The organism is Streptomyces sp. NPDC052107, from assembly GCF_040680215.1.
Taxonomy (GTDB): domain Bacteria; phylum Actinomycetota; class Actinomycetes; order Streptomycetales; family Streptomycetaceae; genus Streptomyces.
Map to the genome: position 1 here is coordinate 44909 of NZ_JBFAWG010000032.1, position 14528 is coordinate 59436.

Genomic DNA, 14528 nt, shown 5'->3' on the forward strand with positions numbered 1-14528 from the left:
CTCATGTGTGGCATGTGACGGGAGCAACACTGTCAGGCGCATGACGAGGGAGAGGGGAAGGGTAGGTTCCGGCGGTAACGGTAGCGCCCAGCCACAAAGGAGCTTCGCGTGACCGCCGTTGGCGTCATACGCGGTACCACCACCGACCGCCGAGCCGTCATCCCCCTCCTTCGCCGTCTGCGTTCCGCCGAAGGACAGGCCTATCCCCTCCCCATCTGGGAGGAACTGCGCACACTGGGTGAAGTGGTGCCCGCTCCCTGGGGCGGGTACTTCGTGACCGGATTCGATGCCTGCAACCAGATCCTGCGCGGCAGGGACTGGCTCGTGCCGGATTTCGCCTGGCAGCAACGCCGGCCGGACATGGCACGCTGGCAGGATCCGGCTACCCGGGAAATGACACGGACGCTGTCCCGCCTCAACCCGCCCGAGCACACCTTCCGGCGCCGCGCCCTGGGCAACCTCTTCGACCGCGGCACCCTCGAGGCCATGCGGCCCCGGATCGCCGCCCACGTCAGCAAGCTCCTGGACCGCCTCGATCTGCAGCTGCGCGCCCACGGCGAGGCCGACTTCGTCACCCTGGTCGGTGACCAGCTGCCCATCCACACCGTCGGCCACTGGCTCGCCATCCCGGCCGAGCACTACCCGCACATCCTGGACTTCACCCACCGGCAGGTCCACGCCCAGGAACTGATCCCCACCAAGAGCGAACTGGCCGTCTCGGCCGAGGCCACCCTGGAGATGCGGGCCTTCTTCACCGGCCTCGTCGCCGACCGGCGCGCCCACCCCGGCGACGACGTCCTCAGCGGCTGGATCCGCTACTGGGACGCCCAGTACCCCGACGACCGCGCTGCGGCCGACCAGATGCTGTACGACCTGACGATGTTCCTCACCATCGCCTCCCTGGAGACCACCGCGACCCTGCTGACCAACGCCGTGTGGTTCCTGACCCAGGACCCCGCCCGGGCCGACTGGCTGCGCGGGCACCCCGAGGACGTCGACAACGCGATCGAGGAAGCGCTGCGCTATGACCCGCCGATCCACCTCAACTCGCGCTTCGCCGCCGACGACACCGTCCTGGCAGGCGTCCCCATCGCCAAGGACACCACCGTCCACGTCCTGTACGGCGCCGCCAACCACGACCCGCGCCGCAACCCGGATCCCCACCTCTTCGACATCCGCCGCAAGGGCGTCCACCTCACCTTCGGCGGCGGCGTCCACTACTGCCTCGGCTCGGGCCTGGCCCGCCTGGAGGCCCGCCTCCTGCTCACCCACCTGCTGGAACGTTTCCCCACTCTGCGGCCGGCCGCAGGCCCGACCTACGCGAACCGGATGGTCTTCCGGCGCATCACCTCCCTGAAAGTGACGACATGACCGCCCTCCCCCTCACGACCCTCCCGGCAGGCGCCGTACGGCGCGCTCTGCGGACCCACCGGGAGGGTCCCGTCCTCACCGTCGAGCTGAACACGCCCGAGCAGGGCAACACCGTCACCGACGCCCTGCTGGACGACCTCCTGGCGGTCCTCCAGGACCAGGACCCGGCGGTCCGGGTGCTCGTGCTCACCGGGAGCGGCGCCGACTTCTGCCTCGGCGGGGACCGCGGTGAGTCCGCCCGGCATCTCGCCCACGACCCCACGGGCAGCGGCATCCGTATGTCGGGGACCAAGGCACGGCGCGTCTGCGAGGCCCTGACCTCGAACCCGGCCGTCACCATCGCGCGCGTCCACGGCAAGGCCATCGGGGCGGGCTTCGCCCTCGCGCTCGCCTGCGATCTGCGGGTCGGATCCGAGGACGCGACCTTCCGGCTGCCCGAACTCGCGCTCGGACTGCCCACCGCGTGGGGCGGCCTCCTGCCCCGTCTCATCAACGAGGTCGGCGCCGCCCGCGTCCGCGAGATCGTCCTCACCGGCCGGGCCATCACCGCGGCGGAAGCCCAGTCCCTGTCCATCCTGCAGAAGGTCGTCCCGGCTCACGAACTGGACAAGGCCGTCGCCGACTGGGCCAGGCCCGTCGTCCGCCGCCCCCAGGCGGCACTGCGCGTCACCAAGACCCTGCTCAACTCGCTGTCCGCGGCCTCGCGTCTGGCCGACGTCTCCGCACTGGACGCGGAACTGATGGCCGCGGTCGTGGCCGAATCGCAGCACACCCGCGGCACCGGCTGATCAGCGGCTCGCCAGGCGCCGGTCCAGGGACGTCACCGCGTCGCGGAAGGCATGCCCGAGGCCCGGCCGGGCCAGCCCGAGAGCGAACCGCAACGGCGCCGTCCCGTCGGCGGCGAAGGTCCACCGCACCCGGGTGCCCGTGCCCCGAGGAGTCAGGCGCCACTCCTCGACCAGGGCACGGACGCCCGGTGCGTTGGTGGTGTCGACGCGGTAGGCGTACACCTCGGGCGCCTTGGCCACCAGGACTGTCTCCGCGAACCGCGTCCCGCCCCTGAGCCGGATCTCACGCCCGGCGCCACCGTCGGTGGCCCGGGCCAGCGTCACCGCCGAGAACCACTGCGTCCAGCCGGGCACATCCTCCGCCAGCGCGCGGAAGACCTGCTCGGGGGACGCGGAGACCTCCCGCGCGAAGACCAGACGCACGGGCGCGACCCCGACGAAGTCGAGGTCCACCGGGCGCAGACGACGAGCCATGGACGCAACCCCCTTGTGCCATCCCCGCAGGGCGGTCGAACCGGGCGGCCCACCATAGCTGACAGACCCTCAGATGTCTGCGTCGTCTTCCCCGGGCTCGCCCGCCACGACCACCCGCAGGTGCTCGGAGATCTCCGCGCGTGCCTCGGCGGGCAGGCCCGCATCGGTCACCAGCGTGTCCACCTGCTCCAGCGCGGCGAAGGAACTCAGGCCCACCGTGCCCCACTTGGTGTGGTCGGCGACCACCACGACCCGGCGCGCGGAGTGCACCAGCCGCCGGTTCGTCTCCGCCTCGGCGAGGTTCGGCGTGGACAGACCGGCCTCCACCGATATGCCGTGCACACCGAGGAACAGCAGATCGAAGTGGAGGGCGGCGATCGCCTGGTCGGCCACCGGTCCCACCAGTGAGTCCGACGGGGTGCGCACACCGCCGGTCAGCACCACAGTGGCCGCGCCCTGCCGCTGGCTGCCCGAGGTGCGCTGTGCCGCGTGGAAGACGTCCGCGACCCGCACCGAGTTCGTCACGACGGTCAGGTCGGGCACCTCCAGCAGCTGCTGGGCGAGCGCGTACGTCGTCGTACCGCCGGAGAGGGCGATCGCCGTGCCCGGGGTGACCAGCTTGGCGGCGGCGCGGGCGATGTCCTCCTTGGCGGTCAGCTCCAGTCCCGACTTCGCCTCGAAGCCGGGCTCGTGCGTACTGGCCTCGACCACCGGCACCGCGCCGCCGTGCACCTTCTCCAGCACGCCCTGGCGGGCGAGGGCGTCCAGGTCACGGCGTACGGTCATGTCCGACACGCCGAGCTTGCGGGTCAGTTCGTTGACCCGCACACCGCCCCGGCGCCGGACCTCGTCCAGGATCAGGGCGCGGCGCTGCTCCGCGAGGAGGTTCTGATTCTCACTCACGTACGCTCCGGTCCTTTCGCCGCCATCTCCGTCCGACACCCGGCGCACCGGCCTCGACCAGGAGATTCCGGCCGGCCGGAGTTGCGCGGGCGTCCCATCTTTTCACGGGTCGGCACCGGTTGCGCCACCACCTGTCACGACGTGTGCATGCCACGTGAGCCCCGGCCGCCCCGGCCATCGTCACCCGGATCGGGGAGATTCCGTGACGAAAGGTGTACGGCACCCCCGGACCGGAGATCCTGAGCCCGCATCGACACAGTCCTTCGGGCGCGTCACGGGGGGCCAGAACGGTGGACCGCGCTCAGGAACGCCGCAGCGAGCTGCAGACGGACCCCGAGCTGGAGTTGCTGGTGCACGGGGTGGGCGGGGCCACTCCGGAGGAGATGCTCGGTGATCCGCGTACCGTCCGGGTCACGGGCGACGACACGGCCGCCGTCTTCCGGCGCGCCGAGGACGCCGCCGACGGCGCGGGCGGGAAAGACGCCCGGGACGGGCCGGTCCAGGAGACGTATGTCTGGTGCAACCTGGCCTCCGGCGACGGCAGCCGCGCCCTGTGGCTGTTGCTGCTGCCGTTCATGGTGGTCAACCTCGCCCACTGGAGGCGCCCCGCCGCGCCCGGCCGGCACCACACGGTCCGCCTGTACGGCCTCCTCGTACGGCTGGCCGCCCTCACCCTGACCGTGCTGCCGGTGGCCGCCGCCTGCGAGGTGGCCCTGGATCTGGTGGCCTGGCAGTGCGCCGGCGTCCGGTCCTGCGCCCAGCGCAACTCCTGGCTGACCTTCCTCGCATCCCCGGCGGCCACGGGCCCCGGCGGGCACGACACCTGGTGGAGCCTGCCCGGCCGCCGGCTCGCCCTCGCCGCACTGGTGCCGACCGCGCTGACGGTCCTGCTCTGGTACCTCTCCCGCCGCACCTGGAGCACGTACGAGTCCCACCGGCCGATGTCCTACGACGCCGAGCCGGACACCGACGGCAGCGCGCTGACCAGGGCCGGCTTCTGGTGCGGGCGCCGCCTCGTGGCCCGACTGCGCGCCGCCCACGCCGCCGCGGCCCTGCTGACCGTCGCCGCCGCCGTCGCGACCCCGGCGATCCGCTTCGACCACCGGCCCGGCGGACCCGCCGCCCCGGACATCCTCGGCCGGCTGCTCGCCGCGGCCCTGCCGGCGTGGTCGGCGACGGCCGTCGGAGTCGCCTGCCGCCGGGGCCGCAGCGAGAACCGCCTCGACCAGCGGCTCGACCGGCACGTCGTACGCCTCCTGCCGCTCGGCGCGCTCGCCCTGCTACTCACCGTTGTCTACGTCGGCTGGTCCCGGCCCGGCTGGCGGTCCGCCGGGCGGCTGCCGGGCGACCCGGCCTTCGGCGCCCTCATGCTGACCCAGGGGCTGCTGGTCGTCGCGCTCGCCGTCGTGGCCGGGAGCGTCCACCGCCGCGGCCCCGACCCGCGCGCCGGCATGCGGGGCCTCGGCGGACCGGCCGTCGCCCTGCTCGCCTGCGCGCTGGGCGGCGTGATGTCCGGCGGGGTCGCACAGCGCGTCGCCGACTGGCTCGACGGCAGCCACGCCGCGCTCCCGGGGCCGCCGGTGCTGACCTGGCAGGCGTCCACGATCCCGCCGGTCCTCGCGGTCCTGCTGCTGATCGCCGCCCGGCTGGCCCGCGCCGAACGCGACCGGGTCCGCCACGAGCATCCTGGCGAACCCGAGGCACTCCTGATCGTCGCCGTGCTCGCCGTGACCACCCTGCTGCTCGGCGCTGTGGCGCTGGCCGGCGCGCTGGCCACGGGCAAGACGCCCGACGGAGCCGCGCGCCGCGCCTACGACGCCGTACAGGCCGTCGCCGAGACCTCGCAGGCGCTGGGCTCCTGGCTGGTCGGCCTCGGCTTCGTGCTCTTCGTGACCTGGGGCAGGCGCGCGTCCAAGGACGCCTCGGCGCGGACACGATCGGCATCCTCTGGGACGTCGGCACCTTCTGGCCGCGCGCCGCGCACCCCTTCGCCCCACCGTGCTACGCCGAGCGCGCCGTGCCGGATCTGACGTGGCGCGTGGCCACCTGGACCCAGCGCATCGGGGGCCGCCTTGTCCTCTCCGGTCATTCCCAGGGCAGTGTCCTGGCCGCGGCTGCCCCCATCGGTGCGCGGCCGGATCGCGCTGCTGACCTACGGCTCCCCGCTGGAACGCCTCTACGGCCGCTGGTTCCCGGCCCACTTCGGACCGCCCGCCCTCGCCGCCCTGCACCGCGACGTCGCCTGCTGGGGCAACCTCTACCGCAGCACCGACCCCATCGGCGGCCCCGTCCGCGTCCCCGACGACGCCGCGCCCGAGGTCGACCACGGCCCGCTGCAGGACCCGCTCGCCTACGGCCGCATGCCCGCGCATCCCCTCCCGGCGCCCGTCCTCGGCCACTCCGACTACCAGGCGGACCCCGTCTTCGCCCGGGAGCGCGCGCGTCTGCTGGGCCGCCTGCGCCCGGAGCTGCCGGGTCCACGGCCGGAGCCCACGGAGCACCGGGCCGACGCCGGCTGGGCCGGGCAGCCCGCAGCGCGTGAGGCAGGCCACGGTGCTCAGGGCAGCTCCGGAAGGTCCTCCGCGAACAGCAGGGTCAGATCGTCGGTGCTGGGGTCCGCCAGCTGGGCGACGCGGCTCGCATGCCGCTCCACCATGGCCTCGAAGGTCTGCCGGGCGGTGCGGCCGTTGCCGAACGCCGGGCCCTTCGGGATGGCCGTGAAGTACTTCAGCAGCGCCTCGGAGGCGCCCGGCGTCAGCCGGTACTCGTGCTCGTCGGCCTGCTGTTCCACGATCCTGAGCAGTTCGTCGGGGCCGTAGTCGCCGAAGGTGATGGTGCGGGAGAAGCGCGAGGCGACACCGGGGTTGACGGACAGAAAGCGCTCCATCTCCGCTGTGTAGCCGGCGACGATCACGACCACCGCGTCCCGGTGGTCCTCCATCAGCTTCACCAGCGTGTCGATGGCCTCCTTGCCGAAGTCACGCCCGGCGTCCTCGGGGGATAGCGCGTACGCCTCGTCGATGAACAGCACACCGCCGCGCGCCTTCTCGAACGCCTCCTGGGTGCGGATCGCCGTGGAACCGATGTGCTCGCCGACCAGGTCGACCCGGGACACCTCCACCAGGTGCCCCTTCTCCAGCACGCCGAGCGAGGCGAGGATCTCGCCGTAGAGGCGGGCGACCGTCGTCTTGCCGGTGCCGGGGGAACCGGTGAAGACCAGATGCCGCTTGACCGAGGCCGCCTTCAGGCCCGCCTGCTGCCGGCGCCGCCCGACCTCGATCATGTCGGTCAGCGCCCGCACCTCGCGCTTGACGCTCTCCAGGCCCACCAGCGCGTCGAGTTCCCCGAGCACGTCCTTCGACGTCCGCACCGGCTTCGCCGGCTCGGCGGCGACCCGCGGCTCCTGCTCCGTGCTGCGCTGCCCGGGGATCGAGCCGAGCAGCCCGGGGGAATGCGACGCCGTCTGTACGGCGGTCTCGCGGATCGTGGGCGGGCGCATGCCGCCGCTCTCGTCGCTGGTGCAGTCCTCCACGACCGGGCCCGTCCCGGACCCGGAGTCCGGGCCCGCGTCGGCGAACTCGTAACCGCCGCGCGCGCAGCGCTCCGTTCGGCACTTGCGCAGTGTCGCCCGGCAGCCGTCGATCACATGGAAGCCGTAACCGCCGCTGCCGCTGACCCGGCAGTTCAGGAAGCTGCCGCGGCCGCCCGCCGAGACGTAGAAGCCCGCCTCGGCGGGGGAGTCGACCGTGCAGCGCTCGATGGTCGGGTCGGCGCCCTTGGTGACGATCACGCCGGTCTGGGTGCCGTCCAGGGTGCAGTTGTTCAGCGTGCCGCCGCTGCCGTGGTCGCGGAACCACGCTCCGGTCGCCGCCTCCCGGATCCGGCAGTCGTCGAGCTGCGCGGTCGCCCCGTCGCTCACCGACACCGCCGTGTTGCGCACCTGCGACAGATCGCTGTCCACGACGTCCGCGCGCGAACCGCGGTCCAGGACGAACAGGGCGTCCGGCACGTCGTGCACCCGGCAGGAGTCGAGGACGGCGGTGGCACCGTCGCTGACCCACACCGCCGGATAGTCGCCGGTGCTGTCGAAGATCTCGCACTGATGGGCGTCCACCCGGGTCCCCGGATCCCACACCGACAGGCCGTTGCGCCCGAACTGACGGACCGTCGTCCGGGTCAGTGTGAGCACCGAACGGGAGCGCAGGTCGACCGCGTTCTCCGGGATGTCGTGGATGCGGCAGTCGGCGAGCGTGAGCACCGCGTCCGTGTCCAGGGTGACGCCGTCGGCGGTGGTGCGGTGCACATCGCAGTCGGTCAGATGCGCCGTCGCCCGCTGGGTGACCTGCACGCCGGAGCCGCGGACCTCGTAGATCTCACAACCCACCGCCTCCAGCGCGGAGTTCTCGCCCGTGGCGGTCAGCCCGGTGCCGGAGGCGTGGTGCACACGGCAGCGCTCCAGCCGCGGATGCGCACCGCCGCGGACGGCCACGCCCGCCTGCCCGGCCGCCACGACCTCGCACTCCTCGAACACCCCGCTGCCGCCGTCGAGTACGGCGATGCCGATGCCGGCCGGGTTGTCGACGGTGCAGCGGCGCACGGTCGGTCGGGCGCCGCCGCGCACCTCGATGCCCGCGGCGGACCGGGTCACGATCCGCACGTCCATCAGCTCGGGCGTGCCGTCCTCGACCAGCAGCGCGGGCGCCGCCGCGTCCTGGCCCTCCACGTGCAGGTCCTGCACCACGGCCGAGGCGCGCACGGTGAGCGGCACACCGTCCACGGGCGCGATCCGCACCGAACCGGGGGACCCCTCCGGGCCACGGAGCGTCACCGCCCGCTGGACCACGAGGTTTTCCCGGTAGGTCCCGGGGGCGATGGTGAGGACGTCGCCGTCGGCGGCGGCCTCCAGGGCGGCGGCGAGCGATGCGTACTCACCTGTGCGGCGCCGCCACCGCGACGTACCGGTGTGCGTCACCTGGACCGTGCCCTGTGCCATGGCGTTGCTGTGCCCCCACCTCGTCGTACTGATGGCTCGCTCCCCCAGGGGGCACGTGCTGCCGGTGCCGGGACCGCGACCGTGCTCAGCCCGTGGGGCTGGTGCGCGTTCGCGCTCCCGAAAACCTGCGCGCGCCCCTGCGGTTCGCTCACCCGCGGGTTGTCGCCGAATGCGCTTCGGCCGGTCCACCGTAGCGTGTGCGTGCACGGTGGGTTGACCAGAGCCGGAAGGCCGTCAGCAGCCGGTGCCCGCCTTGCCCCAGTCCGGACCCGCCCGGTCCCAGGCCTGGTCCCAGCGTGCGTACCGGCTGCGGACCATGCGCCACACCGCCAGCCGCCTGCCGCCTTCGACCAGGCCCGCGACCAGCAGGGCCGCGCCGATCCCGGCGAGCACCGCGTGTGTCGTGGCGGTGGGGGAGTCCAGCGGGCGGGTCGTTATTCGGCCGTGCGGGTCCGTCCAGAGTCCGAAGTGGTCGCCCGTGTGCGGGGACTTGAGGTCGGCCAGGGCCGGGCCGTGCCGGGGGGTGCCGTCGGGTGCGGTCCAGTCCGCGAGGACACGGCTGTGGGTCTCGCGCGCCGGCGTGGTGTCGGGGTCGGTCTCCAGCGGGGCCTCGCCCAGGTCACGTATCACCGTGGCCGTGACGAGGCGGCGTGTGTGGCGCTGCTCGCGCACGGACCGCTGCAGCGAGTCCTGGGCGGCGGCGCCGGCCAGGCAGCCGACCACGGGCGCGGCCACGGCGACCAGCACCAGCGCCGCGAGCGCCACCCATGCCTCGGCCAGGTCGGTCGCGCGGCGCAGCGGATTGTGCCGCCAGCGCCACAGGCCACGGATCGCCCGCATGTCCCCACCCCCTTACGCCCCGTCATAACCCCCGGCGCGGGAGCGCATCCGCGACCCGGAGCAAGAGAGAGCGACGTCACGTGCACCGCGGACGGTCACGCACGCGGCATCTCACGAATCTCTCACGCCCTCCCAACGAGCGGGACCCGCCCCCGGTTCCCCGGCCGCCGTCGCGCGCTACTGCAGCACCCGCACCGGGTCCCCGACCCTGATCGTGCCGCGCGAGAGGGGCACGAGGTTCTGGCCGAAGAGCAGCCTGGATCCGACCTTGCGGTGACGTGCCAGGGTGCGCAGCGGCTCCCGCCCGCGTACGGCGGTGTCCTGGTCGACGGTGGTGACGACACAGCGTCCGCTCGCCTTCGCGACGCGGAAGACGACCTCGCCCATGGAGATCCGTGACCAGTGGTCCTCGGCCCAGGCCTCGGTGCCGGCGACGACGACGTTCGGCCGGAAGCGGTTCATCGGCAGCGGGCCCTCGGCGGCGTGCGCGCCCTCGGCGATCAGCGAGTTCAGGGCGTCCAGGGAGGCCGTCGTGGTGACCAGCAAGGGGTAGCCGTCGGCGAAGCTCACCGTCTCGCCGGGCAGGGCGTACTCGGGATCGACGGGGCGGCGGGTGCCCGGATCGTCCATGTGGACCAGGCGGACGTCCGCCCCTGCACAGGCGCTGCACCAGGCGTCCGCGGCAGCGGCGGCCGGCACCGCCTCGACCTTGGTGCCGAAGACGTTCACGGGCACGGTTCCGGCCGGCTCGGGCACGGACACCGTCAGGGGCGCCTGGCCGGGCGCGAACAGACGCACGCCGCCGCCGGCCTCGGGCTCGGCGGCGGCCAGCGCGAGGCGCGGCTGTTCGCGCTGTGTGACGACCTTTCCTCCGTCGTCGATCAGCGTCCAGCGCCGGTCTCCGGCCAGGCCCCAGGGCTCCACCACAGCCTCCCGGGGTGCGTGACCCCGGAATGCCTTGACCGGATGAACGTGGATCGACTGCAATACGGCGTTTCCCATGCGGCCATCGTGCCATCAGGCGCCGACAGCGACCGGTGCGCCGGTCAGTAGCCGCGGTACTGCTGGTTGTTGTACGGGTCCTGGTACGGAGCCGGCGCGGGCCGCGGCGCGGCCGGGCGCATGGCCTCGTAACCCGTGCCCATGCCCATCGGGCGCTGCGGCTGCGGGGCGTGCGGGCCGGGGTAACCCCGAGGGGCGGCAGCCTGCTGCGGGATGTACGCCGTGGGCGCCTGCTGCAGCGGCGCGGGCTGCGGCGCCTGCGGGTAGCCGTAGGCCGGAGCCTGCGGGGAGGGTGCCGCCGGGAGAGCGGGCAGAGCCGGCGGCAGGGCGGGCAGGCTGCTGCCGGTGTCATAGGCGGCGGGGACCCGGATCGGGGCGATCTGCGGGGTACCGCGCTCGGCGACGAGCGAGTCGTAGATCGGGGTGTCCGGGAAGGAGGCGGAGTAGTAGCCGCCACCATAAGTGGAGCGGGGGGAGGTCATGGCACATAAGTTAAGCCCACGATGTGCTCGTTGGGGAGACCGATAAGAGGGTTGTTTTCCGTGTCGGCAGTGACCCGGGATCCCCAATCCGAGCGAACTTGGCAAAAAGGGACGTCGGTCCGCGTTCTAATCGTGTAAAGGGCGAGTTCCTGCGGGGTTACCGGCAGTTGACCGGCGATCTTTCTGTGCTCGTCGTGGGAGTTCGCTGTACCGGCGAATAGGTTGTGCGGGTAGGGATGACCTGGACGACCGAGGGTGTCTGGAAGCCGACACGGATGGGGGCAGGCATGTCCATGCTTAAAGGGGCGAACACGCCGGTGCCGACCACGGCGCTGCGCGTCGTACTGGGCTGGCGCTCCGGACCCGGCGTGCCCGACGCGGACGCCTCCGCGCTGCTGCTCGCCACCGGGAAGGTCCGCTCCGACGAGGACTTCGTCTTCTACAACCAGCCCGCCCATCCCTCCGGCGCGGTGCGCCACGAGGGCAAGAGGACGGCCGCCGCGGGCGTCACCGACACACTTTCCGTCGACCTCGCGCGCGTGGAGGGCGCGATCGAGCGGATCGTCCTCGCCGCCTCGGCCGACGGCGGCACCTTCGGACAGGTGCCTGGCCTCTACATCGAGGTGACCGACGCCGTGAGCGGCCAGGCGGTCGCCCGCTTCGACAGCCCCGGCGCGACTGTGGAGACGGCCTTCGTGCTCGGTGAGTTCTACCGCCGTCAGGGCGGCTGGAAGTTCCGCGCCGTGGGCCAGGGCTACGGCAGCGGGCTGGAGGGCCTGGCGACGGACTTCGGTATCACCGTGGACGAACCCCAGCAGGCCGCACCACCCGCCGCACCGCGCCCGGCGACACCGCCCCCGCCCACCGCAGCGGCCCCGGTGCCCCCGCCCCCGCCTCCCGCACCGACCCCGGCACCGTCGCTCCCGACCATGCTGTCTTCGACCTTGCCGCCCCCGGCCGCGCCGTCCGCGCCCGCGACGCCTCCGGCGCCCCAGCCGGTCCGCCTGTCCAAGGTCACGCTCACCAAGGCGGCGCCCTCCGTCTCGCTCGCCAAGCAGGGCGGCACCTCCGGAGCCATGCGCGTGAACCTCAACTGGCAGATGCGCAAGCAGCCTTCCGGCTGGGGCAGCCGGTGGGGAGGCGGGCGAGGAGAGATCGACCTCGACCTGTGCGCCCTCTACGAGCTCACCGACGGCCGCAAAGGGGTCGTACAGGCCCTCGGCAACGCCTTCGGTTCGCTGCACCGGCCGCCGTACATCCACCTCGACGGCGACGACCGCACCGGTGCCCTGGCGAGCGGTGAGAACCTCACGGTCAACCTCGACCACAGGCAGGACTTCCGGCGCATCCTCGTCTTCGTCACCATCTACGAAGGCGCGAGCTCCTTCGCCGACCTGCACGCCACCGTCACCCTCCAGCCCCAGCACGGCGCCCCGATCGACTTCTCCCTCGACGAGTGCACCGTGCCGTCCACGGTGTGCGCGCTCGCCCTGATCACCAACACCGGCGGCGACCTCCTCGTGCAGCGCGAGGCGCGGTATCTGGTGCCGGAGCGCGGAGTGAGCCCGCAGCGCACCGTGGACCGCGCCTACGGGTGGGGCATGAACTGGACACCCGGCCGCAAGTGACCGGGCTCAGCCCTCGTCGGGGACGGCATCGGGACGCGCGTACGTGCGGCCCTTCCAGGCGGCCCCGCGCCCCCGGTAGTGCTGCACGGCCGAGTCGACCGTCATCAGGAGGTACAGCAGCGCGGTGAACGGCAGCAGTGGAGCGAGCCACAGCGGCTGCCGGTAGTAGCGCAGCAACGGCACGTACGTCCCCGCCATCACCGCCCACGCCAGAGCGCCTACGACCGCCGTCGCCGTACTGCCGCCCGCCGCTCCTACGACCACCGCGGCGGGCGGCACCAGGTACACCAGCGCCAGCCCGGCGACCGTACCGAGGAGCAGCAGCGGGTTGTGCCGCAACTGGGCGTAGGCACTGCGGGAGACCATCCGCCACAGGTCGTGCAGCCGCGGATACGGCCGCACGCTGTCCACCCGGTCGGCCAGTCCCAGCCAGACGTGCCCGCCGGCCCCCTTCACCGCGCGCGCGAGCGCCACGTCGTCGATGACGGCGTGGCGGACACCGTCCGGGATGCGGGCCTTCTCCGCCATCGCCGCGCGCAGCAGGACACAGCCGCCCGCCGCCGCGGCCGTACGCGATCCCTTCCGTCCGATCCACCGGAAGGGATACAGCTGCGCGAAGAAGTAGACGAACGCCGGGACCACCAGCCGCTCCCACGCGCTCTCCACCCGCAGCCGCGCCATCTGCGACACGACGTCGAAGCCCCCGGCGTGCGCTGCCGCCACCAGCGCGCGCAGGCTGTCCGGCGCGTGCGCGATGTCCGCGTCCGTCAGCAGCAGATACTCGGGGTCACGCGCGCGTGCCAGGCCGATGCCGTGCCGCACCGCCCACAGCTTGCCCGTCCAGCCCGCCGGCGGCTCACCCGGCGAGCCCACGGTCAGCGGCAGCCCGCCGTGCCGGCGGGACAGCTCACGGGCGAGCTCCCCGGTGCCGTCGGTGCTCCCGTCGTCCACGAGGAAGACCTCGGCCCGCCCCGGATAGTCCTGCGCCAGCAGCGACGGCAGGCTCGCGGGCAGTACCGCGGCCTCGTCACGGGCCGGTACGACCACACAGACCGAGGGCCATGCGTCCGGTTCCCGGCGTGACGGCAGCCGCACGTCCGTGCGCCAGAAGAAGCCCTGGCACAGCAACAGCCAGCACCAGGCGGCCAGCGACACGACGGTGATCCACAACAGGGCGCTCACGCCCGCAGTCTGCCCCACCTGAGGGGGCCGCGAGGCCCGATCGTCTATCGTGGCCGGGTGAAGATCGCGCTCATGGACTCCGGAATCGGCCTGCTCCCCGCCGCCGCCGCGATACGGCGGCTGCGGCCCGACGCCGATCTCGTGCTCTCCTGGGACCCGGAAGGGATGCCCTGGGGGCCGCGCACCCCGGAGGACATCACCCAGCGGGCCCTGGCCGTGTGCGAGGCCGCCGCCGCCCATGAGCCCGATGTCCTGATCGTCGCCTGCAACACCGCGTCGGTGCACTCCCTGCCGGTGCTGCGGGGCCGCTTCGAACCGGACCTGCCGATCATCGGCACCGTCCCGGCGATCAAGCCGGCCGCGGCCGGCGGCGGGCATGTCGCGATCTGGGCGACCCCCGCCACCACCGGAAGCACGTACCAGCGGAATCTGATCGAGCAGTTCGCCGCCGGTGTGGCCGTCACCGAGGTGGCCTGCCCCGGTCTCGCGGACGCGGTGCACCACGCGGACGAGAACGCGATCGACGCCGCGATCGCCTCGGCCGCCGCCCGCACCCCCGAGGACGTGACCACCGTCGTCCTGGGCTGCACCAACTACGAGCTGGTCGGTGAGCGCATCCGGGCAGCCGTCCAGCGGCCCGGCCGTCCGCCGCTCGCCCTGCACGGCTCCGCCGGGGCGGTGGCCGCGCAGGCCCTGCGCAGGATCGGCGCGGAGCCGGACCCCGCCGCCGTCGCCGACACCACCCTCACGGTGCTGCTCAGCGGTCGCGAGGCCACGCTCCCGGGCACGGCGCTGTCCTATGCGGAAGGCCGTTTCCTGCAGGCGGTCAGCCCCGTCCGCTGACCTGCCGGGCACCGACGACCGC

The 14528-nt window shown here is 73.2% G+C and carries 11 protein-coding genes and 1 pseudogene; 5 read left to right on the forward strand and 7 right to left on the reverse strand.

Translation table 11 applies throughout. The annotated features are described in order from the left end of the window. Nucleotides 1–108 precede the first annotated feature (108 nt). Nucleotides 109–1371, forward strand: coding sequence for a cytochrome P450 (locus AB0M27_RS28255; protein WP_365725395.1), 1263 nt, complete (start codon nt 109–111; stop codon nt 1369–1371). Continuing rightward, nucleotides 1368–2159, forward strand: coding sequence for an enoyl-CoA hydratase/isomerase family protein (locus AB0M27_RS28260; RefSeq protein ID WP_365725399.1), 792 nt, complete (start codon nt 1368–1370; stop codon nt 2157–2159). The genes AB0M27_RS28255 and AB0M27_RS28260 overlap by 4 nt, the downstream gene beginning before the upstream one ends. Here AB0M27_RS28260 and AB0M27_RS28265 read toward each other — a convergent pair whose 3' ends face one another. Further along, nucleotides 2160–2633 (reverse strand): SRPBCC family protein, encoded by a 474-nt coding sequence (locus tag AB0M27_RS28265; RefSeq protein WP_365725401.1) that lies wholly within the window; start codon nt 2631–2633, stop codon nt 2160–2162. It abuts the gene before it with no gap. A gap of 69 nt (nt 2634–2702) precedes the next feature. Continuing rightward, nucleotides 2703–3536, reverse strand: a complete 834-nt coding sequence (locus tag AB0M27_RS28270; protein WP_365725403.1) for a DeoR/GlpR family DNA-binding transcription regulator — start codon at nt 3534–3536, stop codon at nt 2703–2705. 290 nt (nt 3537–3826) lie between these two features. Between AB0M27_RS28270 and AB0M27_RS28275 the strand changes: the two are divergent. Then, nucleotides 3827–6019: pseudogene (locus AB0M27_RS28275) on the forward strand (hypothetical protein); the annotation flags it as partial. Nucleotides 6020–6093: 74 nt separating this feature from the next. On the opposite strand, the gene AB0M27_RS28280 reads toward AB0M27_RS28275, so the two are convergent. The 4 genes from AB0M27_RS28280 to AB0M27_RS28295 all read right to left on the reverse strand — a co-directional run bounded on the left by AB0M27_RS28280 (nt 6094) and on the right by AB0M27_RS28295 (nt 10853). Further along, nucleotides 6094–8529, reverse strand: a complete 2436-nt coding sequence (locus AB0M27_RS28280) for a right-handed parallel beta-helix repeat-containing protein (RefSeq protein WP_365725405.1) — start codon at nt 8527–8529, stop codon at nt 6094–6096. A 234-nt stretch (nt 8530–8763) separates the two neighbouring features. Then, nucleotides 8764–9369: a hypothetical protein gene (locus AB0M27_RS28285; protein ID WP_365725407.1), complete on the reverse strand. Its 606-nt coding sequence runs from the start codon at nt 9367–9369 to the stop codon at nt 8764–8766. Between the two features lie 177 nt (nt 9370–9546). Then, a complete protein-coding gene (locus tag AB0M27_RS28290; RefSeq protein ID WP_365725409.1) occupies nt 9547–10371 on the reverse strand; it encodes an MOSC N-terminal beta barrel domain-containing protein in 825 nt (274 codons plus the stop codon). A 44-nt stretch (nt 10372–10415) separates the two neighbouring features. Further along, on the reverse strand, nt 10416–10853 hold the full coding sequence (locus tag AB0M27_RS28295) for a DUF6643 family protein (protein ID WP_365725411.1): 438 nt from the start codon (nt 10851–10853) through the stop codon (nt 10416–10418). 293 nt (nt 10854–11146) lie between these two features. Here AB0M27_RS28295 and AB0M27_RS28300 point away from each other — a divergent pair, with 293 nt between their 5' ends. Continuing rightward, nucleotides 11147–12481 carry a TerD family protein gene (locus AB0M27_RS28300; RefSeq protein ID WP_365725456.1) on the forward strand — a complete coding sequence of 445 codons (1335 nt, stop codon included), beginning with the start codon at nt 11147–11149 and terminating at the stop codon, nt 12479–12481. Between the two features lie 6 nt (nt 12482–12487). Here the strand turns inward: AB0M27_RS28300 and AB0M27_RS28305 are convergent, their stop codons facing one another. Then, nucleotides 12488–13663 (reverse strand): glycosyltransferase, encoded by a 1176-nt coding sequence (locus tag AB0M27_RS28305; protein WP_365725413.1) that lies wholly within the window; start codon nt 13661–13663, stop codon nt 12488–12490. Between the two features lie 57 nt (nt 13664–13720). On the opposite strand from AB0M27_RS28305, the gene AB0M27_RS28310 reads away from it, so the two are divergent. Next, the gene (locus tag AB0M27_RS28310) at nt 13721–14506 is read left to right on the forward strand and encodes an aspartate/glutamate racemase family protein (protein WP_365725416.1); all 786 of its coding nucleotides are present in this window, start codon (nt 13721–13723) and stop codon (nt 14504–14506) included. Nucleotides 14507–14528: the final 22 nt, after the last annotated feature.